This is a genomic window from Vibrio sp. V01_P9A10T6 (assembly GCF_963877065.1).
GTDB lineage: Bacteria > Pseudomonadota > Gammaproteobacteria > Enterobacterales > Vibrionaceae > Vibrio > Vibrio anguillarum.
Genome location: NZ_CAWNTB010000178.1, coordinates 1 through 26892 on the forward strand (window position 1 = coordinate 1; position 26892 = coordinate 26892).

Sequence of the window (26892 nt, forward strand, 5' to 3'; positions counted from 1 at the left end):
GCGTACCACCAGCGGGAAGCCGATGTCTTTCGATTTTTCAATCGCCTGTTCCATTGTGGTCACTGTTGCGTTTTCTGGCTGCAGCAGACCTAAACGATCAACCGCTTGCTGGAAACGCTCACGATCTTCGGCGCGGTCAATCGCATCTGGGCTAGTACCAATGATAGGCACTCCAGCGGCTTCAAGTGCACGAGCCAATTTCAGTGGTGTTTGACCACCGTATTGCACGATGACGCCTTTAGGTTTTTCAACACGAACAATCGCCAATACATCTTCGAGTGTCACTGGTTCAAAATAGAGGCGATCGGAGGTGTCATAATCTGTTGAAACAGTTTCAGGGTTACAGTTAACCATGATGGTTTCATAACCATCTTCGCGTAGCGCGAGTGAGGCGTGAACACAACAGTAATCAAATTCGATACCTTGACCAATACGGTTTGGACCACCGCCGAGCACCATGATTTTGTCTCTATCGGTCGGTTGTGCTTCACATTCGTCATCATAAGAGGAGTACATGTAAGCCGTATCAGACGAAAACTCCGCCGCACAAGTATCGACACGCTTGTAAACCGGATGAATATTATATTGGTCACGCATACGACGAATTTCACTTTCAGCCACGCCAAGCAGTGAAGAGAGACGCGCATCCGAAAAACCTTTGCGCTTCATCTTGCGTAGAACATCCGCATTTAAGCCAGCAAAACCGCCCGCTTTGACTTCTTGTTCCATTTTGACCAGTTCTTCGATTTGTACCAAGAACCAGCGATCAACGTTAGTCAGGTTAAAGACCCCATCCACAGACAAACCAGCGCGGAAAGCATCTGCGATATACCAAATACGCTCAGCACCCGCTTCTTTCAGCTCATGGCGAATTTTAGTCAGTGCATCTGGCGCGTCTAAATCAACCATTTCGTCTAGGCCGTTTACGCCAATTTCCAGCCCACGCAGTGCTTTTTGCAGCGATTCTTGTTGGTTACGACCAATCGCCATCACTTCGCCCACCGACTTCATTTGCGTGGTTAAGCGATCGTTAGCACCGGCAAATTTTTCGAAGTTAAAGCGAGGGATTTTCGTCACAACATAATCAATAGTTGGCTCAAACGACGCTGGGGTTGCACCACCAGTAATGTCGTTCATTAACTCATCAAGTGTGAAACCTACCGCCAATTTGGCTGCAACTTTGGCAATAGGGAAGCCCGTCGCTTTCGATGCAAGAGCCGAAGAGCGAGAAACACGTGGGTTCATCTCGATGATCACCATGCGGCCATCTTTCGGGTTGATACCAAACTGTACGTTCGAACCACCCGTTTCCACACCGATTTCACGCAGTACGGCTAGCGATGCGTTACGCATGATCTGATATTCTTTGTCAGTTAGCGTTTGCGCAGGAGCTACCGTGATCGAGTCACCCGTGTGAATACCCATTGGGTCAAAGTTTTCAATCGCACAGACTATAATGCAGTTGTCCGCTTTATCGCGAACCACTTCCATTTCGTACTCTTTCCAACCGATGAGTGATTCATCAATCAACAACTCGTTGGTTGGCGAAAGATCAAGGCCACGGCGGCAAATCTCTTCAAACTCTTCTTTGTTGTAAGCGATACCACCGCCGGTTCCACCCATGGTAAATGAAGGGCGAATAATGCAAGGGAAACCCACCATCTCTTGAACGCGGTAAGCTTCTTCCATCGTTTTTGCCGTATCAGCGCGAGGACAAGCTAAGCCGATTGACTTCATCGCTTTATCAAAGCGAGAACGATCTTCCGCTTTATCAATTGCATCAGCCGTTGCGCCAATCATCTCAACGCCAAACTCAGCCAGAACACCATGCTTTTCCAGTTCAAGTGCACAGTTCAATGCGGTTTGACCACCCATGGTCGGTAATACCGCGTCTGGGCGCTCTTTTTCGATGATTTTACGCACTACTTCCCAATGGATAGGCTCAATATAAGTCGCATCGGCCATCTCTGGGTCAGTCATGATAGTGGCAGGGTTCGAGTTAACCAAAATCACTCGGTAACCCTCTTCACGCAGGGCTTTACATGCTTGAGCGCCAGAGTAGTCAAACTCACAAGCCTGACCGATTACAATCGGGCCAGCACCTAGAATTAGAATACTTTTAATGTCAGTACGTTTTGGCATTGTCTACTACTCCGAATTACGCTGTGTGCTTTTTAATTAGTTCAATAAAATGGTCAAACAAAGGGGCGGCATCGTGCGGGCCAGGGCTCGCTTCAGGGTGTCCCTGAAAGCTAAAGGCTGGCTTATCGGTGCGGTGAATTCCTTGTAGTGAACCATCAAATAGCGATTTGTGCGTTGCACGAAGTGTGATAGGCAGCGTTGCTTCATCAGCAGCAAAACCGTGGTTTTGTGCCGTAATCATCACCACATTACGATCCAAATCTTTCACTGGATGGTTCGCGCCATGGTGGCCAAATTTCATTTTTACTGTTTTTGCACCAGACGCCAATGCCAAAATTTGATGTCCTAAACAGATACCAAAAATAGGCAGTCCTTTCTCTAAGAACACTTTGGTTGCTTCAATCGCATAAGTACATGGTTCTGGGTCGCCAGGGCCATTTGATAAAAAGACACCATCAGGTTTCAGCGCTAGAACTTCTTCTGCCGAGGTTTGTGCTGGTACCACAGTTAGGCGGCATCCTCGGTCAACCAACATACGGAGGATATTGCGCTTTGCACCGAAATCGTAGGCAACAACGTGATAGAGCAACTCGCTGTCATCTTTCGCTTCAGGAAGTCCACCTTCGAGCGTCCACGAACCTTGTTTCCATTGGTACGCTTCTTTTGTTGTAACTTCTTTCGCAAGATCCATTCCTTTTAAACCGGGGAACTCTTTGGCTTTTACCAGCGCCAATGCTTCATCTAAATGGTCACCTGCCATAATGCAGCCATTCTGAGCTCCTTTTTCACGCAAAATGCGCGTTAGCTTGCGCGTGTCGATATCGGCAATGCCCACAATATTTTGTGATTTAAGGTAGTCAGAAAGGGAAAGTTCATTACGGAAGTTAGAAGCGATAAGAGGGAGATCGCGAATCACAAGGCCTTGTGCATGGATAGAAGAGGATTCTTCGTCTTCGGAATTGGTTCCGGTATTGCCTATGTGGGGGTAAGTAAGAGTAACGATTTGTTGAGAATAGGAAGGATCAGTGAGGATTTCTTGGTACCCCGTCATCGAGGTATTAAAGACGACTTCACCAACGGATATTCCATCAGCGCCAATGGATACACCGTGGAACACCGTCCCATCTTCTAGGACTAACAGTGCTGACTTACTCAAGACAACCTCCAGAATAAAAATGCAAAAAATATAAATTAAACTGCAAATCTGTCTTCCTTAAGGCCATAGAGTCGCGCCATAGGGTGATTTAGACAAATTGGCGGTATTCTAATGACCACCATGATTACTGTCAACATTTCATAATAAATTAAAGCAACATTTAAAGCGTTAGAGATAAAAAGCGAACCTAAGACAGCAAAAAGATAGGTTTGATGAGTAAAAAAATGAGAATGGAGGAATTAGAATCAGCAAACTGAAACTCTTTGATGCATTTTAAATAATCAACGATAAACAAAATCACGCAAACGTTAATCAAGCAGAGAATAAGTACAATTTCAGACATCTAAAACAAAAAGAAATCAATACCCACTCAAAACACAACAAAAGTAAGTAAGAAAAGTAAAAATAGAGAGAGATAATTAAATCGGTAAAAAGAGGTGTAACAAAGATGCGCCAGCAAACACTGACGCATAATTATGTAATCAAAGATCGTTCAAACCTAACACGTCAGTCATGCTATAAAAACCCGCAGGTTTATCAGCAAGCCAAACAGCCGCTCTCACTGCACCATTGGCAAAAGTCATACGATCCGTCGCTTTATGGGTGATTTCTACACGTTCACCGATATCAGCGAACATCGCGGTATGCTCACCCACGATATCGCCAGCACGAATCGTAGCAAAACCAATCTCATTTTTAGTACGTTCACCGGTAATACCTTCTCGCGCATAGACGGCAACGTCACTCAGTTGGTTACCCATAGCATTAGCAATCGCCTCTCCCATGCCAATTGCGGTTCCTGACGGAGCATCCACTTTATGACGATGGTGGGCTTCAATGATCTCAATATCACAGTAATCACCCATCACTTTAGCCGCTTTTTCAAGCAATTTGAAAACAAGGTTAACCCCAACGCTGTAGTTAGGAGCCATGACAATCGCAATCTGTTGTGCGGCAGCATTGATTTGTGCTCTTTCTTCTTCAGAAAAGCCCGTTGTACCAATCACTAGCTTCTTACCGTGTTTTTTACATAACTCAATATTGGCTAAGGTGCTCACAGGAGCTGTAAAATCAATGATGACATCGAAGTTATCTACGGCATTCTCTAGGTTATCCACCAACGCGATATCAAATCGCCCTTCACCGCATAACTCACCGATATCAACACCAACCAACGAGGACTCAGGACGCTCTGAGCCCGCACCCACTCGAGCATGGTTATTCTGATAAGTGGCTTTCACCAAATTGCGGCCCATTCGACCCGCCGCTCCTGCAATCGCAATTCTCACCATTGCGTTATTCTCCATTGTGACGACATCAGCTTAAGCTTGCATCGTTTCTCTTCGTTCAAGGTGTTTCTGTAAACTATCAACATTTGCTTGTGGTGGCTAGCGACTTAGGCAAACTCTTTCATGACGCGCTCGACGATGGGCGCATTGGCTTCAGGAAATGAATAGTTTGCCAACTCAGAAACCGCTACCCATTCTCCTTGCTGCCCTTCTTTACCATACGGCTGATGATCAAATTGTGTCACGCAAATAAAATCAAAAGTTAAGGACTTGTCTGAATAGTCAAACTCAAGGTATTGGTAAGGAGATTGCTCAGTAATATGAATACCAATCTCTTCATCTAGCTCGCGGAAAATGGCTTGTTCAATCGTTTCTCCCGCTTCAACTTTGCCGCCAGGGAACTCCCAAAAACCGCCTTTGTGAAGATGATCTGGTCGTTTGGTAATGTAAATTTCTGATTTATCGCTATTGAAGATAATAGCCGCAACAATATGAACACGTTTCATAAAGACTCCGATTCGCCGACTTCCCAACCTAGAAAATAAAGATGAGAAATATTGAGTTAAAAAAAGAGTCGCCTAAGCGACTCTTGGGGTGATCATTCAAGGGATCAGTTGATCTGTCCGTGGCACTGTTTGTACTTTTTACCGCTACCACAAGGGCAAGGCTCATTACGACCAACTTTGCGCTCTTCACGAACCATAGGCTGGTGTCCTTGATCTTCTGAAGCTTCATCTGCAACCGAACTATCGGCACTTTGGTGCTGGAACTGTTGGCGACGCGCGGCTTCTTCCGCCTGCGCTTGACGCTGTGCTTCCATACGTTCAACTTCTTCTTGCTGCTGTACGCGCACCTTCGACAAGATAGTAATCACATCGGTTTTTAAAGAATTCAGTAGTTCTTCAAACAGCTCAAACGACTCACGCTTGTACTCTTGTTTTGGGTTTTTCTGCGCGTAACCACGTAAGTGGATGCCTTGGCGCAAATGATCCATCGCCGCTAGATGCTCTTTCCACAAGGTATCCAGAGTTTGTAGCATGACCGATTTTTCAAAATTACGCAGAACAGAAGCCCCAACCGCTTTCTCTTTTTCACGGTACACACTAACCGCTTGTTCAAGAATACGTTCACGCAGCGCTTCTTCGTACAATTTATCATCAGCATCTAGCCATTGCTGTAATGGCAGCTCTAAATCAAAATCGTTCTTCAAACGATCTTCCAATCCTTTAACATCCCACATATCCTCAAGTGATTGTGGCGGAATGTATTCGTCAATAACGGAAGTCAGAACATCTTGACGATTCTGCTCAATCATTTCGCTGATATCGTCCGCTTCCATGAGCTCATCACGCAGCTCATAAACTACTTTACGTTGATCGTTAGCAACATCATCGTATTCAAGAAGCTGTTTACGAATATCAAAGTTACGTCCTTCGACTTTACGTTGCGCTTTTTCAATCGAGCGAGAAAGCATCTTACTTTCGATCGCTTCACCTTCATCCATACCACTTTGGATAAGGCTTGCCATACGATCTGAGGTGAAGATACGCAGCAGTGAATCTTCCATCGATAGATAGAAACGTGAAGAACCCGCATCCCCTTGACGACCAGAACGACCACGTAACTGGTTATCGATACGACGAGATTCGTGGCGTTCAGTACCAATGATGTGCAGACCACCAGCGGCTAACACTTGGTTATGAACCTCTTTCCACTTCGCTTTGATCTCATCGATCTGCTCTTGTGTTGGATTCTCTAGCTGCTCAATTTGTGCCTGCCAGCTGCCCCCCAATACAATATCAGTACCACGACCAGCCATGTTAGTCGCAATCGTCACCGCGCCCGGAATACCCGCTTGCGCTACAATTTCTGCTTCTTTTTCATGGAATTTCGCGTTAAGCACGTTATGTTTCACTTTAGCTTGCTTCAACGCATTAGAAAGTAGTTCAGATTTCTCAATCGAAACCGTACCGACTAGGGTTGGTTGACCTTTTGCAACACGCGCTTTGATGTCTTCAATGATCGCCGCAAATTTTTCAGCTTCAGTGCGATACACCACATCAGGCATATCATCACGAACCATAGGTTTATTGGTTGGGATCACCACGGTTTCCAAACCGTAAATCGATTGGAATTCGAACGCTTCGGTATCGGCAGTGCCCGTCATACCAGAAAGTTTTTCGTATAAACGGAAATAGTTTTGGAAGGTGATCGACGCAAGAGTCTGGTTCTCGTTTTGGATTTTAACACCTTCTTTCGCCTCGACAGCTTGGTGTAAACCTTCAGACCAACGACGACCTGGCATGGTGCGGCCAGTGTGCTCATCAACGATGACCACTTCGCCCTCTTCTGTCACGATGTAATCAACGTTTTTCTCAAATAACACATGCGCACGCAATGCGGCATTGACGTGGTGAAGTAAGCTAATATTCGTGGGTGAATAAAGAGTATCGCCCTCTTCCATCAAACCATTTTTCACCATCAACTCTTCAACAAATTCTTGACCCGTTTCAGTCAAATGAACTTGTTTTGATTTTTCGTCAACCGTGTAGTGACCATCACCACGATACTCTTCAGAATCTTCTTTATCTTGCTTTTGCAGAAGTGGAATGAGGGTATTAATGCGGATGTACAACTCAGAACTATCTTCTGCAGGACCTGAGATGATCAACGGCGTTCGCGCTTCATCAATAAGAATCGAGTCCACTTCATCGACTACAGCAAAGAAACGTTCACGCTGTACACGGTCTTCTTTGCGGAAAGCCATGTTGTCACGTAAGTAATCAAAACCAAACTCGTTATTGGTCCCGTAAAGAATATCGGCTTGATAAGAAAGTTTTTTCTCTTGTGGTGGCATATTGGGTACGTTAATACCGACCGTCATGCCTAAAAACTCAAACAGTGGGCGGTTTGTTTCTGCGTCACGTTTAGCAAGATAATCGTTGACAGTAACAATGTGCACGCCTTTGCCAGGCAAGGCATTGAGATACGCAGGTAAAGTCGCGGTTAACGTTTTACCTTCACCAGTGCGCATTTCTGCGATTTGACCCGCGTTGAGAACCATACCGCCGATCAACTGTACGTCGAAGTGACGCATGCCATATACGCGCTTGGACGCTTCACGCACGGTGGCAAATGCTTCAGGAAGTAATTGGTCTAAGGTTTCACCTTGCTCTAAACGTTGACGAAACTCAACCGTTTTGGCTTTTAATTCTTCATCAGTTAGTGCTTCAAAAGTAGGCTCGTAGCTGTTGATCTCTTTGACAATTTTTTTAAGGCGGCGCAGCGTTCTGTCATTGCGACTGCCAATAACCTTTGTCAGTAGCTTAGTTATCATGTGTCAGGAATCTCTCTTTATTAGATCGTTTTCGATCTACTCTTAATGCCGTCAGTCTCTACCAGTTTTGAACTAAGGATACTGAGATAAATCATGTATCACAGATATTGTGACGGTGAGGTTTATTTTCAAGGTATTAAATAATTATGTAACGCATAGTGTAAGGAATTTTTGCGGCAACAACCAATAGCAAAACTATTTGTTTGAAGCACACTTAATATTTTTACGCTTTTTGAGCACTGTTTAAGCAATAACATGGATTTATTACTATACGCATCATAGGCACCACAATAGAATTGAATGGCAACTTAAGAGGGAGACACCATGCGCGATCACCGTCCCACGTTAACGAAAGAGCTGATCAGCGATTCATCTCTAAAGAAAATACAGCAACATGCCACCGAGATCCTCGCTTTAAATAAAGTGCTCAATAAGTTGCTTCCTAAAGGAACGGCCGATCATGTCCGAGCCGCTAATGTGCGCGGTGGTCACTTAATCGTTGAAGTGGCCAGTGCATCAATAAAAATGAAGCTTGATTATGACCGATTACACATTTTGAATCAGTTACGCAACCAAGGATTTGCCAAATTGATCAGCATTGAGCTCAAGATAAACCCAGCGCTCTATCGTAATCGTGGTATGAAAGAAGAAAAAGAAATGGTCGCTCGCCCACCACTATCTGAAAATACGGCGCAAGCATTATTGATGGTGGCGAGTAGCGCTTCCCCCAAAGTCAAAAAACGTTTGGAAAATTTGGCGAAATTGGCTAGGCCCAAATAAGCGTCATCAATGAATTAGTACAAATAAAAAGGCCAGACAACTGTCTGGCCTTTTTATTTAAAAATTGCGATTAAGCGAGAACCATATTTGGTTCAGCAAACGCCACTGGAGAGCCAACTTCTTCTTCAAAAGTAGCCCATTCCCACGCCTCTTGGTCGGCTAAGACCGCACGCAGTAGCTGGTTATTTAAACCATGGCCTGATTTATAAGCACGGAACTCACCCACAATGGAATGACCACACATGTACAAGTCACCAATGGCATCCAATACTTTATGAGTGACAAACTCATTGGCAAAACGCAAACCTTCTTCATTAAGAATACGGTATTCATCTAATACGATGGCGCAATCAAAGCTACCACCTAAACAGAGGTTTTGCGATTGTAGGTACTCAATGTCACGCATGAAACCAAAAGTACGAGCTCTTGAAATTTCTTTGACGAAACCTTGCGAGGAAAAATCAAACACCATGCGCTGTTCATCAGAATCGATAGCAGGATGTTGAAAGTCAATCTCAAAATCCATACGAAAACCGTTATGGGGTACAAGTTCCGCCCACTTATCACCATCTTCAAATCGAACTGGTTTCTTAATTCGAATAAAACGTTTTGGTGTATTCAGCGTTTGAATGCCCGCTTGTTGTAGCAAGTAAACAAATGGGCTAGCACTACCATCCATAATAGGAATTTCAGGTGCGTCAACTTCGATGATAACGTTGTCGATTCCCATGCCCGCTAATGCTGCATTTAAGTGCTCAACAGTAGAGATACGAATACCTTCATCGTTGACCAAAGCAGTACATAGCATGGTATCGCGAACAGATTCAGGGTCCGCAGGGAAGTCTACTGGAGGATTGACATCAGTACGGCGGTAAATGATCCCAGTGTTTGCAGCAGCAGGGCGAAGCGTTAATGTGACTTTACGACCAGAGTGTAAGCCCACCCCAGTTGTTTTCACTATTTCTTTCAGAGTTCGTTGTCTGATCATCTACTTGCCTCTATGTCAGTGCGACAAAACACGGTCGGTAAAGCACCGACCGCGAATGCTACCATAATTTTGAACAGTGTCAAATTATGTCTAATTGTTAATCAGCCTGACGACGTAAAAATGCTGGGATATCAAGATATCCATTTTCCTTATCTGCTTTCGGTGCCGTATTTTGGCTTGCACCGGAAGAAGATGAAACAGTTGACGACGATGCTGATTGCGGTTTCACTTCTGCTCTTTCTTGCAAAGGCTGTGCCGTTTTTTCTTCGATTTTCGCTGCTTGCTGAACCATTTGTGGTTGAACTGCTGGTGCGACTTTGGCTTTACCGCCTGCAACTAAAGTAATGTCTGGCTTTTTTTCATTGCCAATACCCGTTGCAACGACAGTCACGCGAATTTCGTCTGCCATATCAGGATCTAACGAAGTACCGATGACAACTGTCGCATTGTCAGACGCAAACGCCTTAACAGTATTGCCGACGGTTTCAAATTCGTCTAGTCGCATATCCAAACCAGCAGTAATATTGACCAACACGCCACGAGCGCCTGCAAGATCAATATCTTCCAAAAGAGGGCTAGAAATTGCCATCTCTGCCGCTTCTTCAGCACGATCTTCGCCGCGAGCTACTCCACTACCCATCATCGCGTGGCCCATTTCTGACATCACAGTACGTACGTCAGCAAAGTCCACGTTAATCATGCCTGGGCGTGTAATTAGCTCTGCAATACCTTGCACTGCATTTTTAAGTACATCATTCGCACTCGCAAATGCTTCAAGTAAGGTAATACCACGACCTAACACTTTCAGTAGTTTTTCATTAGGAATGGTAATCAAAGAGTCAACGTGTTTTGACAACTCTTCAATACCTTGTTCAGCAAATGCCAAACGTTTTTTTCCTTCAAAACTGAAAGGTTTCGTGACAACCGCTACGGTTAAGATACCCAGTTCTTTGGCAACTTCTGCAATAACAGGAGCTGCACCAGTACCTGTACCACCGCCCATACCAGCTGCGATAAACACCATATCGGCACCCATCAGAACTTCTTTAATTCTTTCTCTGTCTTCTAGAGCTGCATCACGTCCAACTTGCGGGTTTGCACCAGCACCCAAACCTTTAGTGATATCACCACCAATTTGAATGACGCTACTTACGCTTGTTTTACGAAGTGCTTGCGCATCGGTATTGACACTGATGAATTCCACGCCTTCGATGGACTCACGCACCATGTGTTCAACAGCGTTACCGCCACCACCACCAACTCCAACGACTTTAATTACAGCATCGTCAGACATTTCCATCATCGGTTCAAACATGTGTTATCTCCGTTTTCCCTGCAACTCAGGTTAAAACTCTTTTTGTATCCAGTTACGCAAACGACCAATTAAGCTCGACATGGATTGGCGTTTCGGTTCGCTGTATTCCGTGTCGTCATTAATTTGGCTCTCTTTCGCATAATGAAGTAAACCAACCGCCGTAGAATGATACGGCTCTTTTACGTAATCTGTAAGGCCACTCACCTCTAAAGGCTTGCCTACGCGAACTTGATTGCGGAAAACGCGTTCCGCACACTCAACCAAACCTTCAATTTGCGCAGCGCCGCCAGTTAAAACAACACCAGCCGCTAAATGGTGTTTAATACCATTTTTGCGCAATTTGTCTTGGACAGTATCTATAGTTTGGTTAACTAATCCCATTAATTCAGTGTAGCGAGGTTCAATCACTTCCGACAAGGTTTGTCTTTGCAAACTTCGCGAAGGTCTTCCTCCTACACTTGGGACGTTAACGGTATCATCCTTGCTTACCAATTCACTCAGCGCACAGCCATATTTTACTTTAATCTCTTCAGCATCACTGACTGGTGTGCCAAATGCAAAAGCAATATCACTGGTTACTGCGTTTCCTGCATAAGAAAACACTTCAGTATGTCGTAACGCACCACCGGTCCAGATAGCAACATCCATAGTGCCTGCGCCTATATCAATCACGCACACACCTAACTCTCGCTCATCTTCCGTAATAACTGCATTACTTGCCGCTAAACCAGAGTAAACCAGTTGTTCAACTTTTAAACCACAGCGTTCTACCGCTTTGATAATATTTCTCGCCATATCATTATGACAAGAAATAAGATGCACGCTCACTTCCATGCGCACACCTGATAAACCAAGCGGGTTTTTAATTCCCTCTTGGTAATCAATCGTAAATTCTTGAGGAATAACGTGCAATATTCTTTGCTCTTCCCCAATTTTTATTGATTTGGCGGTATGAATCGCTCGATCCATATCCTCTTGAGAAACTTCTTCATCCGAAATAGTTCCCATGCCTTTTTCAATACGGCTCGCAATATGTCGCCCAGATAGAGAGAGAAACACATTACTAATTTGGCATTCCGCCATTAATTCTGCTTGGTCAACCGCTCTTTGGACAGACTTAACGACCGATTCAAGATCGTTAACTCCCCCTTTATCCATCCCACGGGATGGGCTCGTACCAGCGCCAATAATATTAATTTGACCGTCAGGCAGTATTTCACCGACTAAAGCTGACACGGTGGCTGTGCCTATATCAAGACCAACAATAATGTTGTCATCAGCGGTCTTAGTCATTTTTACTCTCTTGTGCTTCTTGTTCAGGGAACCAACCTACTGCGGCTCCTGTATCATATCTAAGATCGATATAGCTAACTTGTTCAGCTTTATTACCTAAATTCTTATACAGCGAAATAAAACGTGCAACTCGCTCATCTAGTGATTCTTTACCTAACTCTAAGCGGATGCCATTATCTAAAATTATTTGCCACGCTCGACGATCGTTGAGTAACAGTGACGATATATTTAAGTTTAATGATTGAAACTTAGGGTTCGTTTTATTCCAAACATCCAGTACTTCGTGACTGGTTCCTTGCGGGCCATAAAGTTTCACTCTATCGCCGTTCAATTGACCAATATCACCATTAAATACCGTGCCATATCCGTCTAACAAAGCGTTGCCATTCCAAATCGCTACCGCTCTATACTCTGTCAGAAACACTTTTATTGTGTCAGGCCATTGTTTACGAATCGATGCATGGGCCACCCACGGGATGACCTGTACACTCGATTGAAGTACGTTAATATCTTGCGACATGAAAGTACCGATATGATCCAACTGAGCAAAAGCGCGCTGCACATCTAGCGAAGATACGTATTGCAAGTCACCTTGTAGAACAATTTTTGAAAGCGGTAGCCTCTGTTCGTCCCACATCCAACTGAGTGTTGAATAAATGAGTGAACTTATCAGCAACAACACCACAAATAAAAAAATAGCGCCAGCGGCGTGATCTTTTATGAGTGGCGAACGGGACACAGCTCGGCTTTCATCGAACACATTCATTAACAAAGCCTGATGTTCCTGTTTCTAAATCGCAATCGCATGCCCTATTTGGTTCACAATAGAGGTAAAAGCACTGACTTTAACCTCCGGATTATACTGAGGTCGCTGAAAGTATCAAACATTGAAAGTAATAAATCTGGACTGGATACCATGTTATTCAATATTGATACACAAATAAGCCATTTAAATTAAACCTGTTGCATTTTACTGATATTCAGTTCGAGTCCCGCTAAATGTTTCGCTACCTTGCCGATATCCCCAGCACCTTGCGTCAGCACGAGGTCACCATCTTGTAATACATTAGCCAGAACCGAAGGCAGTATGGTGCTGTCGGGAACAAAAATAGGATCGATTTTACCGCGACTGCGTATCGTTCGGCACAACGACCGACCATCGGCTCCCGCAATCGGCTTTTCTCCTGCGGCATAGACATCGAGCATGATCAGCACATCGACTTGCTCCAGTACATTGGCAAAATCATCATACAGATCGCGAGTTCGACTGTAGCGATGGGGTTGGAAAATCATCACTAGCCGTTTTTCTTGCCAACCACTACGCGCCGCCTTAATAGTCACGCCCACCTCGGTCGGATGATGACCATAATCATCAACGAGCATCGCAACCCCATTGCCCGTATCAAACTCGCCCAGATGATCAAAACGACGTCCCGTACCTTGGGTGCTAGCCATCGCTTTTAAAATCGCTTCATCGCTGATGTCGTCTTCCGTTGCCACTGCAATAGCCGCGGAGGCATTAAGCGCATTATGACGACCTGGAATATTAAGCGTGATATCCAGATTGGCTCGTCCCTGTCTGACGACCGTAAACTGGCCTTGTTGCCCCTGCTGATGGTAATTCTCAATCCTGACATCTGCATCATCGGCAAAACCGTAGGTGATCACTTGACGGCTGATACGTGGGATGATTTCACGCACAACAGGATCATCAATACATAATATCGCCTGACCATAAAATGGCAGGTTGTGTAAGAAATCGATGAAGGTCTGTTTGAGCGTTTCAAAATCACCGCCATACGTATCCATGTGATCAGCTTCGATGTTGGTCACGATACTAACCATAGGCTGAAGATGAAGGAATGAAGCATCACTTTCGTCAGCTTCAGCAATCAAAATCCGACTTGAACCCAAACGCGCATTGGTGCCAGCGCTTTTGACTAACCCGCCATTAACAAACGTGGGATCTAAACCAGCCTCAGAATAAATTTGCGTAACCAATGCCGTAGTCGTTGTTTTACCATGCGTACCAGCCACCGCAATGCCATGACGAAAACGCATTAATTCCGCCAACATTTCTGCACGACGAACAATAGGAATGCGTCGCTCACGCGCCGCTTTCAGTTCAGGATTTAGCTCATCGATTGCAGTAGAGACTACCACCACGCTGGCGAGTTCAATATTAGTGGCTTGATGACCGATATAAATGATAGCCCCTTTACTTGCCAATCTTTCAGTCACAGGGTTGGAAGCGAGATCAGAGCCGGTAATTTGGTAGCCTTCATTGAGCAATACTTCTGCAATTCCGCTCATTCCCGCCCCACCAATACCGACAAAGTGAATACACTTGACGCGGCGCATCTCTGGCACCATGGCACGGATTTGAGCTAAATCTTGAGTATGTTTAATGGTCATGAAAAATTTCTCGTTATTGGGTAAGTGCGATGATAGCGTCGGCAACGACTTTATCAGCATCCAGTTGTGCGGCTGCACGCGCTTGTTGCGCCATCAACAGCAGATCATGACGCTCAAGAGAAGCAATCTCTTGCGCTAGTTTTTCTACTGTGAGCTGCGGCTGTTCAATCATTTTGGCCGCCCCACAAGCGACTAAGTGATCCGCGTTAAGCGCTTGCTGTCGGTCTTTATGCATAAAAGGGATAAATATAGCGCCAACACCGGCCGCTGCCACTTCAGAAACCGTTAATGCTCCCGAGCGACACACCAGTAAATCAGCCCACGCATAAGCGCCAGCCACATCCTCAATGAACTCGGTAACGTGTGCATTTTTGATCTGAAGCGCGCGATAAGCTTGCTCAACCGACTGCTGATTATTCTTGCCTGCTTGATGGCAAACTTGGTAATTATCGCCAAGCATAGCTAGTACGTCAGGCAAAGTTCGGTTGAGAATCTGCGCACCTTGGCTGCCGCCCATCACGAGAATGCGGATCGGTTCATTTCGCTCAGCAAAGCGTACTTGCGGTGCGGGTAATGTAGCGACATCTTGACGTACAGGGTTACCTACGACTTGCGCCTCAGTAAAGGCTCCGGGGAAGGCTTGAAATACGCGTTTGGCAATTTTCGAAAGCCAACGGTTGGTTAACCCTGCTACGGCATTTTGCTCGTGAAGCACAACGGGAATTCCCATAGACCACGCTGCCACGCCACCGGGGCCACTGACGTATCCGCCCATGCCGAGCACCGCATCAGGTTGCCACTGCTTCAAATAACGACGCGCTTGAAAAATCGCGTTCACAATTTGAAAAGGCGCTTTCAGCAAACGCCCTATGCCTTGGCCACGTAAACCTTTGACCTGAATAAAGTCGATCTCAATACCATGTTTAGGCACTAATTCTGCTTCCATCCGATCCGCAGTCCCTAGCCAGCGGATCTGCCAACCTTGTTGTTGGAGCTGTTTAGCCACAGCTAGGCCGGGAAAAACATGTCCCCCCGTGCCACCAGCCATAACCATTAAACGTTTATTGTTTATCATTGGATTCTTTTTCTATAGACACTCGATTGCGATCTTTGAGTCGACATTCATGATCAATTCTCAATAAGATCGACACCGCAACCGACATAATAATTAAGCTTGAACCGCCGTAACTGATCAAGGGCAGCGTTAGGCCCTTAGTCGGCACCATACCCGCAGCAGCACCCACATTGACGAGTGTTTGGAATGCAAACCAAATTCCAATACCAAAGGCCAGATAGCCACCAAATTGCTGATCATGCTCAAAGGCTTTTTTACCGATAAACACCGCTTTAAGCACCAGACTAAAAATCAGCAGTAGAACCAGTACAACGCCAACAAAACCGAGCTCTTCAGCCAGCACTGCAAATACGAAATCAGTGTGCGCTTCAGGTAAGTACTCTAGCTTTTGAATCGAGTTACCAAGCCCTTGACCAAACCATTCTCCACGACCAAAGGCCATCAAAGATTGAGTCAATTGATAACCGCTGCCAAACGGGTCTTCCCACGGGTCAAGAAATGAAGTTACACGGCGAATACGGTAAGGCTCTGCCGCAATCAGTGCGATTACCGCAACAATTCCAGCCACCATGAGCGCAATAAATTGTGACAGTTTGGCCCCAGCAATAAACAGCATACCAAACAGAGTCACCAGCATCACAACCACGGTTCCCAAATCTGGCTGACCAAGTAGCAAGATAGCCAAGGTTCCAAACACCATAATCGGTTTCATGAAACCACCAAAAAAGGTTTGCCTCACTTCATCTTGTTTACGAACTAAGTAACCAGCCATGAAAATAAACAGTGACAGTTTCGCGACCTCAGCAGGTTGCAGGTTAAATAACCCCAAAGGGATCCAGCGCGAGGCACCATTGACCGATTTGCCCGCGAGCAAAACCACAATCAGCAGCATAAAAGAGACGCCAAGTAGCACCGAGCTGTATTGCATCCAACGTTTCATTGGCACTTGCAACACCACACTCGATGTCACGATGGCCAGCATCAAGAAAATGGCGTGACGAAACATAAAGTGAAACGGTTGATCCGTTAAACGCGAACTGATAGGAAACGAAGCCGATGTCACCATCACAAGCCCAGTCAGCATCAAACCTAAAGCAATCCATACCAATTGACGATCAAACAAGGCTTCAGGCGCTTGGTTCTGAAACCATTGACGAGTCATTTTGATGAGGCTTGAAAAGGACAAAATGCAATTTCCTGTTGATTAAGCGTAACGCTGCGCAAGCTCGGCAAAGGCGTCACCTCTGGCCATAAAGTTTTTAAACTGATCAAAACTGGCACAAGCAGGCGAAAGCATCACCATATCACCACGACGCAGCTGCGGTTTGATCGATACGATAATCTCTTCCATCGATGAATAGAACTGAGCCGATGGATGCAGTGGCATGAATTGCCCACCGTCAACGCCAAAACAGCACAGTTTTACGTTCAATGTTTTTAGTATCGGTGCTAATGGCGAGAAATCAGCGCCCTTGCCAACGCCCCCCACAAGCAGATACAAAATCCCTTGGCAATTTAACCCCGACAACGCCGCTTGAGTGCTTGCGACATTGGTCGCTTTCGAGTCATTGACCCATTTTACGCCGTGATTATCAGCAACAACCTGACAACGATGTGTCAGCCCGCGGTAAGATTTCAATGCATCAAGCGCAGATGAGTAATCAACACCCGCCAAATCGAGCAGTGCGAGCACAGTGAGCACGTTGGCACTATTGTGTCGTCCCACTAAGCTGAGTTCCTCGCTTGCCAACAATGGCGTGCCTTTCGCCACTAAGAACGATTTGCCATCAATCATTTGCGTGCAATAGTCCGCGTCATGTTCAACGGAAAAACGTGCGATGTGACCTGAAAATGAGGGAGGTTCCGTCTGGCTATCATCGGCGTTCACGACCGCCGCTTGCGCATACTTAAAAATGCGCAATTTAGCTTGGCGATACGATTCCATACCATCGTAGCGATCCATATGATCTTCAGTCAGATTGAGAAAGGCAGCAGAGACGAGTTTTAAACTTGAGGTCGTTTCTAGCTGGAAGCTTGAGAGCTCCAGCACATAAAGATCGGCCTCTTGCTGAAGTAGATCTAAAGCAGGCACACCAATATTGCCGCCAACGGCAACCTTAACCCCAGCAGCTTTAGCAAGTACTCCGGTTAAATCCGTCACTGTGCTCTTGCCGTTGGCTCCTGTGATAGCGATAACAGGCTTATCCACCTGCCAAGCAAAGAGCTCAATATCGCCCACCACGGGAATATGTCGTGCTAACGCCTGTTGAATCTCTGGCGTAGCTAAAGCAATGCCTGGATTAGTCACAATCAGGTCTGCGTCAAATAACCAAGCTTTGTTCCAGCCGCCACAATGTAGCTCAACTTGCGAGCTTAAATGCTCTCGACCTGGCGGGTTTTCCCGTGTGTCGATCACCTTAATCGTGAGCGAGCGATCTAGGCTCAAAAGGTAGTTAACCACCGAGAGGCCCGTCATACCCAGCCCCACGACCACCACATTATTAACAGTTTGCCAACGATCCATCTTCATTCCATTCAACACCGTTTTGCTCTATCACTAGCGCACTTTTAGTGTAGCCAAACCCACTAACACCAACACAATTGAGATAATCCAAAAACGGACGATCACGCGTGGTTCTGGCCAACCTTTCAATTCATAGTGGTGATGGATAGGGGCCATCCGGAAAATACGTTGACCACGCAATTTGTAGGAACCGACTTGTAAAATCACCGACAAGGTTTCCATCACAAACACGCCGCCCATGATCACTAACACAAACTCTTGACGAACCAACACCGCAATTGTACCGAGTGCACCGCCTAAAGCGAGTGAACCCACATCGCCCATAAAGACTTGCGCAGGATAAGTGTTGAACCACAGAAAACCTAAACCGGCCCCCACAATTGCAGTACACACCACCACTAGCTCTGAGGCATAAGGAACATAAGGAATATGCAGATAACTGGCGAAATTGACGTTCCCAGTTGCCCATGCAATCACAGCAAAACCGGCAGCAACCAAAACAGTCGGCATGATGGCTAAACCGTCCAGACCATCGGTTAAGTTCACCGCGTTACTGGTTCCGACGATGACAAAATAGGTCAGCACAATGTAGAGCAAGCCCAGTTGCGGCATCACATCTTTAAAGAAAGGCACCACAAGCTGAGTAGCTGCGGTATCGTTGCCATGTGCATAGAGAGCAAACGCCACTATCAACGCAATGGCCGACTGCCAAAAGTATTTCCAGCGCGCGATCAATCCATCACTGTTTTTACGCACCACTTTGCGATAATCATCCACAAAACCGACGACGCCATAACCAAGCAGCACCGCGAGTACAGCCCACACGTAAGGGTTTGAGAGATCTGTCCACAGCAGTACGGTAGTAATGATAGAGGCGAGGATCATAACACCGCCCATGGTTGGCGTACCGCGCTTACTAAAATGTGATTCTGGACCGTCGTTCCGCACTACTTGACCAATTTGCAGTAGTTGCAAACGTTTAATCAAGCGCGGCCCCATCCATAACGACAGAGCAAGTGCGGTTAAAATACTGACGATGGCCCGAAATGAGAGATATTCGAACAGACGAAAAAAAGAGAAGTATGGCTGGAGTAGATCCGCGAGCCAAATAATCATGAGTATTTCTCCTTGAGAGCAGCCACAATTTTACTCATACCCGCACTGTTTGCACCTTTGACAAGTAAGGTATGAGACTCTTGATCGAATTGTGATAATTGCTGCTCGATATAAGCAATCATGTCCGCATGGCTTTCAAAATGAAGACCATGGCATAGGTCACTGATCACTTTTGCATCGCGACCGTAAGTAAGGACATAGTCAAACTGGAATGGTGCAGCATGTTCACCGACTTGACGATGAAGTGCAAGGCTTTCATCGCCCAACTCAGCCATATTACCTAAAATTAACCAACGCCTTGCAGAGAAAGTGTTAAGTAGATCAACCGCCGCTTTCATCGCTGGAACACTGGCATTGTAACTGTCATCAATCAGTTTCACTGTCGAGCTCAATTGGGTGACATCAACACGCCCTTTCACCTGAGCTAGATGCGCAAGTCCGTACTGCACCTCTTCAAGATTCGCCCCCAACTCAATGGCTAATGCCGCCGCCGCCAACGCATTAGAAACGTTATGTTCACCCACAATATTGAGCCCAATATCAATATGACCGACGGGTGTGATCATTTCAAACTGGGCTTCACCTTGTTCATTAAGCCTAATACCACGGGCGTAAAAATCTGCAATTTGACGGCTGGAAAAGGTTTTAACGGTTTTGTCCGCTAAAATAGCGCTCCACCGCTCACCACCGTGGCTTTCTAAATTAATAATGGCTGTCGCACCTGAAGCAAGGCCTTGATAAATTTCACCTTTCGCCTGTTTTACGCCCTCAATTGAGCCAAAACCTTCCAGATGCGCCGCGGCAACATTGTTCACCAATGCGACATCCGGCTTCACTAAAGAGGTGGTATAAGCAATTTCACCAATATGGTTCGCCCCTAACTCAATCACCGCATACGCATCATTAGGACCAGAGCGAAGCAGAGTGAGCGGCACGCCGATATCATTATTAAAATTGCCAGCAGTAAAGAGCACGCGGCCTTTGGCTGATAAAATATTTGCCACCATCTCTTTGACTGTGGTTTTACCGCAACTGCCTGTAATCGCAGCGGTCGGTGTTTGACACTGTTGGTGAACCCAAGCGCCAAGCTGGCCTAACGCCAGTTTGGTGTCGGTAACCACCAGTTGAGGAACCGAAACCGCCAAAGGGCGCTGAACCAATAACGCCTTTGCACCAGACGCAACCGCTTGTACAGCAAACTCATGAGCATCAAATTTATCACCGACCAAGGCAACAAAGAGCGCACCGGGTTTGATTTGACGCGTGTCGGTCGAGACCTCAGACACGGTGACATCACAACCAACCAATTGTGCATGCAAAACGTGCGTCAATTGCTGTAAAGAGACTTCTATCATGCACTTATCTCCAGTAAGGTTTGCGCCGTTTCGCGATCCGAATAGTGAATAGTTTGATGGGCCATCACTTGATAATCTTCATGCCCTTTGCCTGCCAATAAAATGATGTCTTGCTGATCAGCATGTTGCAGGGCGTATTGCACGGCAGCGTAACGATTGTGTTCAACGTGTGCATGACTTGCAAACTCAAGCCCTGCCACCATATCTTGCACAATGTCTGCCGGTTTTTCGCTACGAGGGTTATCGTCGGTCAAAATGACCTTATCGGCGCAGCGCTCTGCAATTTCGGCCATCATCGGGCGTTTGCCTTTATCACGGTCGCCACCACAACCAAAAATCGCCCATAGCTGACCTTGGCAATGAACGCGAAGTGCTAGTAGTGCTTTTTCCAAAGCATCAGGCGTGTGTGCATAATCGACGACGATCTTCGCACGATTTGGCGCTTGAAAGAGCTCCATTCGCCCTAAGACCGGCTGCAGTTGAGAAGCCGTTGTCATCAAGGCTTGTTTATCAAAACCTAAAGTCAGCATAGTGGCAAACGCGAGTAGAAGATTGCTGGCGTTAAATTCGCCAATCAACGGCACGCTCAATTCACCTTGACCATAGTAGCCGTCGAAGGTTAATGAAATACCATTATCACTGTAAGAGACCGAGCTCGCCCACAGCGCTTTAGCGCATTGCGGTTGCTGCTTTAAAGAGACGGCAATCGGTGCTTTCAGCTGTGCTAACCAACTCGCCCCCACCGCATCGTCGGCATTAATGACAGCGTGTTGGCAGTGATGAGCGGTAAATAAGGAGAGCTTTGCTTTGGCGTACTCTTCCATGGTGCCATGATAATCGAGATGATCGCGGCTTAAGTTAGAAAACACGCCCACAGCGAACTTCAATGCTTGAACTCGCCCTTGAACTAATCCGTGCGAAGAGACTTCCAGAGCGGTATAGCGAGCGCCCTGCTGCGCTAATTGATAGAGTGTTTCTTGGACCTCAATGGCATTACCTGTGGTATTGGCGGCAGGCTGTAAATGGTTAAGAAAACCATTCCCCGTCGTCCCCAGCACCGCCGCTTTCTCGCCTAACAAGTCAATCCACTGCGCGATTAATTGAGTAATGGTGGTTTTACCGTTAGTTCCCGTAACCCCAATCAACGTACTGGTCTTCGAACGATAAAGCCGCGATGCCAGTTGAGATAGATGTTGGTTTAGATCAGCAAGGTAAATCACTAACACGCCATTGACGGTAGTCATACTGCCATGCGGATGCTGCCCACACGCTTGAGCCAATACCAGATTCGCTCCAGCTTGAGTGGCGCTCTCAATAAACCGCCTTCCGTCGATGGAATGGCCGACCACTGCAATAAAGGTATCATTGGGTGATATTTTACGGCTATCGAGCACTAAACGAGTCACCGACAACGTTGAAATAGAATGGCCATCGAGGTCAAGCCAAGGGGCGATGAGATCTTGTAAACACATACTCGGCGTCATTGTGCTTCTCTCTTAATTATTTTTGGAATCGATTTTCATCAGGAGCGACATTGAGGATCTGCAACGCTCCTTTCATTATTTCGGCAAAGACAGGGCCGGCAACGGAGCCGCCATAATATAAGTCACCTTGAGGTTCATTCACCATCACCACTAACGAGACTCGAGGGTCGCTCACTGGAGCCACTCCTGCCGTGTAAGCAAAATATTCATCACCATAACCGCCGGCAATCGCTTTGCGCGAAGTGCCTGACTTGGCCGCAATGCGATAGCCCGGAACCGCGGCTTGAGTTGCTGTGCCACCGGGTTGGGTAACGGTTTCTAACATTTCCAACACTTTCTTAGCATTAGTTTTATCAACCACTTGGCGTGATAAATCTTGCTGGTTGCTGTCAATAATATGGATTGGTTGGTACTGACCTAAATTGCCTAAAGTGGCATAAGCATGAGCCAACTGAATGGGGGTAATTGACAAACCATAGCCAAATGCCAAGGTGGCAATTTCAAACGGTGACCAACGGCGGCGATTCGGGAAAATACCCAAAGTCTCACCGACGAGGTTTAAACCGGACATTTCACCAAGCCCTACAGAGGTATACATACCTAATAGAGCTTCGAGAGGCATTTCAAGCGCCAGCTTAGCCACTCCGATGTTACTCGATTTTTTCAGAATTAAGGTTAAATCGGCTTTGCCGACTTTTGAGGTATCACGCACTCGACTGCCGCCGATTTGCATGATGCCATTCCCTGTATCAATCACCGTTTTGTCATTCGCAACGCCATTTTCAAGCGCGGCCAATACTACAAAAGGTTTGACAGTTGAGCCCGGTTCAAAGGCGTCCGTGATCACGCGGTTACGCATTTTAAAACTTTGCCAATCGGAACGGTTATTGGGGTTGTATGAGGGGGCGTTAACCATCGCTAATCCCCTGCACCCGTTTTCACGTCGAGCAAAATGGCCGATGCCGAAGTAGCACGATAGTCCGCCACAGCTTGCTTGACCGCACGAAAGGCGATCGCTTGCAAACGTTGGTCAATGGTCAACGCCAGTGGCTTGCCCTCTTCACGCTCTTCAAGCGAGATATTTTCCACCACTCGGCCATACCGATCTTTGCGGATCACCTGTTTGCCAGCTTCCCCCGTCAGCCATTTATCATAGCTGCGCTCAACCCCTTCTAAACCGTGGCCATCGATGCCCGTCACACCAATTAAGTGTGCACTCGCCTCACCGGCTGGATAGTAACGGCGAGATTCGGCCTTGAGCCCCACACCCGCTAATTTAAGTTCGCGAATATAATTGGCCATTGCAGGGCTCACTTGACGCTGCAAATAGATAAAACGGCGGGTTTGGTTCTCTTCAATTTTTTTCAGCAGCTCACTGCGCTTAATGCCTAACACATCAGCCAGTGCGTACCAGCGTTCACGTTCAACTAAGCCGCCGGCTTTAAAAATAGCTACAGGATCAGCCCATACTGCATCGACAGGAACACTGACTGCGAGAGGTTCACCATTACGATCTGAAATGATTCCGCGTGCCGATGGCAAGGTTTTGGCTCGGACAGAGCGCATATCCCCTTCGCGGATCAAATTATCCGGTTCGATAATTTGGATGAAGGCAACGCGCCCAACCAATAAAGCGAAAGTAACGAATACAAAAAAGAGGATGAGATAGAATCGCCAACGGATCAAAATAGGAGATGTCGCTTTTTCTTGACGAGGTGCCGCTTGAGCTTTGTCTTTGTTTTTGTCTTTGTTTTTTTTCATTTGAGCGTAATCACCACTTCTTTATCAGAATCAGGTCGCTTCATTTCCAGCTCTTGTTTGGCAAGATTCTGCACGCGGCTATGTTCTGCGAGGGCCGTTTCCTCAAGAATGAGGTTACGCCATTCATTATCGAGCCGCTCGCGCTCAACTAAGGTTTGATCTTTTTCTGAAATCGCCTGCCTAGAATGATGGGTAATAAACACCACTCCCATCGCACTGGCAAAAATTAACATTAACAAAATAAGTGGCAATCGACCCACCGTAAACAGGTCAAGTGCAATCAGTTTGGTTAAGTTAGGCGGCGACTTAGACATGGACTACAGTTTTTCAGCAACTCGTAATACTGAGCTGCGTGAACGGGGATTGAGTTCCACCTCTTCTTTAGTTGGCATAATCGCTTTCCCAACTGGTTTTAAGTTGGCTGAGCCCAATGCCTGAATTTGTATTTCTGTTAACGGCAAACCATGTGGAACCTCTGGGCCTTTACTCTCTTTACGAATAAAGCGTTTGACCATGCGATCTTCAAGCGAGTGGAAACTGATCACCGATAAGCGCCCTTGTGGGGCTAAGATCTTAGCTGCGCCTTTTAATGCAGTGTCGATCTCTTCTAATTCACTATTGATATAGATACGAAATGCTTGAAATGAGCGCGTAGCCGGGTGTTTTTTCTCTTTAAAGCTTTTCGGCGCAGCTTCTGAAATCAGTTTGGCCAATTGACTGGTACGCGTCAGAGGCTCTTTTTCATCGTCTTCACGGTAAGCGACAATCGCTTTGGCAATACGGCGCGCGTGCTTGTCTTCACCAAATTCACGAATCACCCAAGTAATGTCGTCCAAATCGGCTTGCGCAAGCCACTGCGAGACAGGGATCCCTGACGTCGGGTCCATACGCATATCAAGCGGGCCATCTTTCATGAAACTAAAACCGCGCTCGGCATCGTCCAACTGCGGCGAGGAAACGCCTAAATCAAGTAGTACTCCATCTACTTTCCCGACCAGATCGTAGCGCTCAGCGTATTGTGCCATGCCAGAGAATGGGCCATGAATGATAGTAAAACGCGGGTCGTTAATTTTTCCAGCTTCAGCAATCGCTTGTGGATCGCGATCTATGCTGTACAGACGACCATTGTCACCCAACTTAGAGAGAATTGTACGACTATGACCACCACGGCCAAACGTGCCGTCGATATAAATACCGTCTGGTTTGATAGCAAGGCCATCAATAGATTCATTCAGTAGTACAGAAATGTGTTGAAAAGGTTCAGTCATCGTTTTCTCATCGGGCTAAAGCTGAAATATAGCAATCGGCTACGGCGCAAGTATTCAGTTTACTGATTTAACGCCGCATCGCTACCACTTGACGTTGGCATCACGTGATATTGCGCTAAGTTTAGTGCTTACGAAATAATTTTCGTCAATAAAAAGCAAAAAACCCATCATAACCGCAAGAGTTATGATGGGTCTGCAATAGGTGGAGTTGACGTATAAGCCGGGTTCTGTTCCGCTTGCGCGGCAGTAGCCATTCGTCTAGGCCAGCAATCACTCACTGGCTCAAGCAACCTACCCGCTTCCTTACGCGAGCAACGCAATGTGGAAGCCTATTTGGTCTTGCTCCGGGTGGAGTTTACCTTGCTACGAACTGTTGCCAGACGCACGGTGCGCTCTTACCGCACCCTTTCACCCTTACCTGTGCCCATTCCGAAGAAATTGGGCCATCGGCGGTCTTCTCTCTGCTGCACTTGTCGTAGGCTTTCGCCCCCCAGGCGTTACCTGGCACCCTGCTCTATGGAGCCCGGACTTTCCTCCCCTCCATCAGTCTCCCCAGCACAAGGCTAAAGGACATCAATGAAGCAGCGACTACCCAGTCAACTCCGAGGGCGGATTGTATAGAGAAAGATAGGTACTGTCTAGGCTCAAACAACTTCTGTGTTTAATTCACGCTTAAGCGTTTAATTATCCATCGATTTAAAACATCAAGATGCCGCTGGCTAATTAAGCAGATAGGTTTTCAAGCCCCCACTTATAAAGGGCATTTTTCTTAAGGTTATAAATTTCAGCCGCCAATGCGGCCGCTTTTTTCAGAGGCAGCTCTTTTGTCAAAATCGCTAAACTGCGCAACGCTTCGTCCGGCAAGCTATCGTCCACGCTTTCTCTGTAACCATGGATCAGTAACACCATTTCACCACGCTTGCGGTTCTCATCTTCATTAATCCAATTAATCAGTTCGCCTAACGGCAAACCTTGAATCGTCTCGAAGGTTTTGGTGAGCTCGCGGGCTAGCACCACGTTACGATCTGGCCCTAAGATAGCTAACATATCTTGCAGTGATTCGCTAATTCGGTGTGGTGACTCATAAAAAATACAGGTGCGTTCAGCCTTAGCGATCTCTAGGAATTTATCTTTACGCCCTTTGCTTTTCGGCGGCAAAAAACCTTCAAAACTGAAACGATCAGAAGGCAAGCCTGATGCACTGAGCGCAGTAATCACAGCACAGGCGCCCGGAAGTGGCACAACTCTCACACCAGCTTGACGACATTGATTGACAAGATGGTACCCTGGATCACTGATCAGTGGCGTTCCTGCATCAGAAACCAACGCAATAGATTGCCCTGATAATAATTTATCGACTAACACTTGTGCTTTTTGCTGTTCGTTGTGATCATGCAAGGCAAAGGTTTTAGTCTGGATATTGAAGTGAGCGAGAAGTCTGCCAGTATGGCGTGTATCTTCCGCAGCGATAACATCAACACTTGAGAGTACTTCAATGGCTCGCTGGGTAATATCACCCAAATTGCCAATTGGCGTAGGAACAATGTAGAGAGTTGGGATCTCTGCTGGCAAGGTTTTGCTATCTGTCATTTGT

At 46.4% G+C, this 26892-nt stretch carries 20 protein-coding genes, 1 other RNA gene and 1 pseudogene; 1 reads left to right on the top strand and 21 read right to left on the bottom strand.

The features are described from left to right. From carB to secA, 5 genes are all read right to left on the bottom strand, one after another. On the bottom strand, window positions 1-2142 hold a 2142-nt coding region (gene carB, locus AACQ21_RS13110; protein ID WP_105976897.1), incomplete at its 3' end, for a carbamoyl-phosphate synthase large subunit. A 16-nt stretch (window positions 2143-2158) separates the two neighbouring features. Next, window positions 2159-3298, bottom strand: a complete 1140-nt coding sequence (carA, locus tag AACQ21_RS13115) for a glutamine-hydrolyzing carbamoyl-phosphate synthase small subunit (RefSeq protein ID WP_105976898.1) — start codon at window positions 3296-3298, stop codon at window positions 2159-2161. A gap of 482 nt (window positions 3299-3780) precedes the next feature. After that, window positions 3781-4590, bottom strand: a complete 810-nt coding sequence (dapB, locus tag AACQ21_RS13120) for a 4-hydroxy-tetrahydrodipicolinate reductase (RefSeq protein WP_105976899.1) — start codon at window positions 4588-4590, stop codon at window positions 3781-3783. Window positions 4591-4694: 104 nt separating this feature from the next. After that, on the bottom strand, window positions 4695-5093 hold the full coding sequence (mutT, locus tag AACQ21_RS13125) for an 8-oxo-dGTP diphosphatase MutT (RefSeq protein ID WP_026027953.1): 399 nt from the start codon (window positions 5091-5093) through the stop codon (window positions 4695-4697). 104 nt (window positions 5094-5197) lie between these two features. Then, a complete protein-coding gene (gene secA / locus AACQ21_RS13130; protein WP_013856087.1) occupies window positions 5198-7924 on the bottom strand; it encodes a preprotein translocase subunit SecA in 2727 nt (908 codons plus the stop codon). Between the two features lie 324 nt (window positions 7925-8248). Between secA and AACQ21_RS13135 the strand changes: the two genes are divergently transcribed. Further along, window positions 8249-8704, top strand: coding sequence for a DUF721 domain-containing protein (locus tag AACQ21_RS13135; RefSeq protein WP_105976900.1), 456 nt, complete (start codon window positions 8249-8251; stop codon window positions 8702-8704). A 70-nt stretch (window positions 8705-8774) separates the two neighbouring features. On the opposite strand, the gene lpxC is transcribed toward AACQ21_RS13135, so the two are convergent. The 16 genes and pseudogenes from lpxC to rsmI form a co-directional block, all read right to left on the bottom strand. Beyond that, entirely contained in the window at window positions 8775-9692 is a 918-nt protein-coding gene (gene lpxC / locus AACQ21_RS13140; protein WP_010317993.1) for a UDP-3-O-acyl-N-acetylglucosamine deacetylase, read from the bottom strand. A 97-nt stretch (window positions 9693-9789) separates the two neighbouring features. Beyond that, window positions 9790-11007: a cell division protein FtsZ gene (ftsZ, locus tag AACQ21_RS13145; RefSeq protein ID WP_017042647.1), complete on the bottom strand. Its 1218-nt coding sequence runs from the start codon at window positions 11005-11007 to the stop codon at window positions 9790-9792. A gap of 30 nt (window positions 11008-11037) precedes the next feature. Further along, window positions 11038-12300: a cell division protein FtsA gene (ftsA, locus tag AACQ21_RS13150; RefSeq protein ID WP_010317995.1), complete on the bottom strand. Its 1263-nt coding sequence runs from the start codon at window positions 12298-12300 to the stop codon at window positions 11038-11040. Continuing rightward, the gene (locus AACQ21_RS13155) at window positions 12293-13066 is read right to left on the bottom strand and encodes a cell division protein FtsQ/DivIB (RefSeq protein ID WP_088718004.1); all 774 of its coding nucleotides are present in this window, start codon (window positions 13064-13066) and stop codon (window positions 12293-12295) included. Before AACQ21_RS13155 ends, ftsA begins: the two co-directional genes overlap by 8 nt. A 188-nt stretch (window positions 13067-13254) precedes the next feature. Continuing rightward, the gene (murC, locus tag AACQ21_RS13160; RefSeq protein WP_105976901.1) at window positions 13255-14715 is read right to left on the bottom strand and encodes a UDP-N-acetylmuramate--L-alanine ligase; all 1461 of its coding nucleotides are present in this window, start codon (window positions 14713-14715) and stop codon (window positions 13255-13257) included. A 13-nt stretch (window positions 14716-14728) separates the two neighbouring features. Next, window positions 14729-15790: an undecaprenyldiphospho-muramoylpentapeptide beta-N-acetylglucosaminyltransferase gene (murG, locus tag AACQ21_RS13165; RefSeq protein WP_017046515.1), complete on the bottom strand. Its 1062-nt coding sequence runs from the start codon at window positions 15788-15790 to the stop codon at window positions 14729-14731. Further along, on the bottom strand, window positions 15777-16952 hold the full coding sequence (gene ftsW, locus AACQ21_RS13170) for a cell division protein FtsW (protein WP_094125312.1): 1176 nt from the start codon (window positions 16950-16952) through the stop codon (window positions 15777-15779). Before ftsW ends, murG begins: the two co-directional genes overlap by 14 nt. 42 nt (window positions 16953-16994) lie before the next feature. Further along, window positions 16995-18332 carry a UDP-N-acetylmuramoyl-L-alanine--D-glutamate ligase gene (murD, locus tag AACQ21_RS13175; protein WP_105976902.1) on the bottom strand — a complete coding sequence of 446 codons (1338 nt, stop codon included), beginning with the start codon at window positions 18330-18332 and terminating at the stop codon, window positions 16995-16997. A 15-nt stretch (window positions 18333-18347) separates the two neighbouring features. Beyond that, window positions 18348-19430, bottom strand: coding sequence for a phospho-N-acetylmuramoyl-pentapeptide-transferase (gene mraY, locus AACQ21_RS13180; protein WP_013856079.1), 1083 nt, complete (start codon window positions 19428-19430; stop codon window positions 18348-18350). Further along, window positions 19427-20785, bottom strand: coding sequence for a UDP-N-acetylmuramoyl-tripeptide--D-alanyl-D-alanine ligase (locus AACQ21_RS13185; protein ID WP_105976903.1), 1359 nt, complete (start codon window positions 20783-20785; stop codon window positions 19427-19429). Before AACQ21_RS13185 ends, mraY begins: the two co-directional genes overlap by 4 nt. Further along, window positions 20782-22269, bottom strand: coding sequence for a UDP-N-acetylmuramoyl-L-alanyl-D-glutamate--2,6-diaminopimelate ligase (gene murE, locus AACQ21_RS13190; protein ID WP_105976904.1), 1488 nt, complete (start codon window positions 22267-22269; stop codon window positions 20782-20784). Before murE ends, AACQ21_RS13185 begins: the two co-directional genes overlap by 4 nt. Window positions 22270-22285: 16 nt before the next feature. Further along, window positions 22286-24030, bottom strand: a pseudogene (locus tag AACQ21_RS13195) (penicillin-binding transpeptidase domain-containing protein). Then, complete coding sequence (gene ftsL, locus AACQ21_RS13200; protein WP_105976905.1) at window positions 24027-24344, bottom strand: cell division protein FtsL; 318 nt, start codon at window positions 24342-24344, stop codon at window positions 24027-24029. Before ftsL ends, AACQ21_RS13195 begins: the two are co-directional and overlap by 4 nt. Window positions 24345-24347: 3 nt before the next feature. Then, window positions 24348-25298 (bottom strand): 16S rRNA (cytosine(1402)-N(4))-methyltransferase RsmH, encoded by a 951-nt coding sequence (gene rsmH, locus AACQ21_RS13205; RefSeq protein WP_010318016.1) that lies wholly within the window; start codon window positions 25296-25298, stop codon window positions 24348-24350. 200 nt (window positions 25299-25498) lie between these two features. Next, window positions 25499-25902: RNase P RNA component class A (gene rnpB, locus AACQ21_RS13210), an RNA gene on the bottom strand. 119 nt (window positions 25903-26021) lie between these two features. Next, window positions 26022-26888 carry a 16S rRNA (cytidine(1402)-2'-O)-methyltransferase gene (gene rsmI, locus AACQ21_RS13215; protein ID WP_013856074.1) on the bottom strand — a complete coding sequence of 289 codons (867 nt, stop codon included), beginning with the start codon at window positions 26886-26888 and terminating at the stop codon, window positions 26022-26024. Window positions 26889-26892: the final 4 nt, after the last annotated feature.

Coding starts and splice junctions, on each gene's coding strand:
- rsmI (WP_013856074.1), bottom strand. CDS start 26,888: ATGACAGATAGCAAAACCTTGCCAGCAGAGATCCCAACTCTCTACATT.
- AACQ21_RS13135 (WP_105976900.1), top strand. CDS start 8,249: ATGCGCGATCACCGTCCCACGTTAACGAAAGAGCTGATCAGCGATTCA.
- ftsL (WP_105976905.1), bottom strand. CDS start 24,344: ATGTCTAAGTCGCCGCCTAACTTAACCAAACTGATTGCACTTGACCTG.
- lpxC (WP_010317993.1), bottom strand. CDS start 9,692: ATGATCAGACAACGAACTCTGAAAGAAATAGTGAAAACAACTGGGGTG.
- secA (WP_013856087.1), bottom strand. CDS start 7,924: ATGATAACTAAGCTACTGACAAAGGTTATTGGCAGTCGCAATGACAGA.
- mraY (WP_013856079.1), bottom strand. CDS start 19,430: ATGATTATTTGGCTCGCGGATCTACTCCAGCCATACTTCTCTTTTTTT.
- ftsZ (WP_017042647.1), bottom strand. CDS start 11,007: ATGTTTGAACCGATGATGGAAATGTCTGACGATGCTGTAATTAAAGTC.
- ftsA (WP_010317995.1), bottom strand. CDS start 12,300: ATGACTAAGACCGCTGATGACAACATTATTGTTGGTCTTGATATAGGC.
- dapB (WP_105976899.1), bottom strand. CDS start 4,590: ATGGTGAGAATTGCGATTGCAGGAGCGGCGGGTCGAATGGGCCGCAAT.
- ftsW (WP_094125312.1), bottom strand. CDS start 16,952: ATGACTCGTCAATGGTTTCAGAACCAAGCGCCTGAAGCCTTGTTTGAT.
- rsmH (WP_010318016.1), bottom strand. CDS start 25,298: ATGACTGAACCTTTTCAACACATTTCTGTACTACTGAATGAATCTATT.
- murE (WP_105976904.1), bottom strand. CDS start 22,269: ATGACGCCGAGTATGTGTTTACAAGATCTCATCGCCCCTTGGCTTGAC.
- AACQ21_RS13155 (WP_088718004.1), bottom strand. CDS start 13,066: ATGAATGTGTTCGATGAAAGCCGAGCTGTGTCCCGTTCGCCACTCATA.
- murG (WP_017046515.1), bottom strand. CDS start 15,790: ATGATAAACAATAAACGTTTAATGGTTATGGCTGGTGGCACGGGGGGA.
- AACQ21_RS13185 (WP_105976903.1), bottom strand. CDS start 20,785: ATGATAGAAGTCTCTTTACAGCAATTGACGCACGTTTTGCATGCACAA.
- mutT (WP_026027953.1), bottom strand. CDS start 5,093: ATGAAACGTGTTCATATTGTTGCGGCTATTATCTTCAATAGCGATAAA.
- murC (WP_105976901.1), bottom strand. CDS start 14,715: ATGACCATTAAACATACTCAAGATTTAGCTCAAATCCGTGCCATGGTG.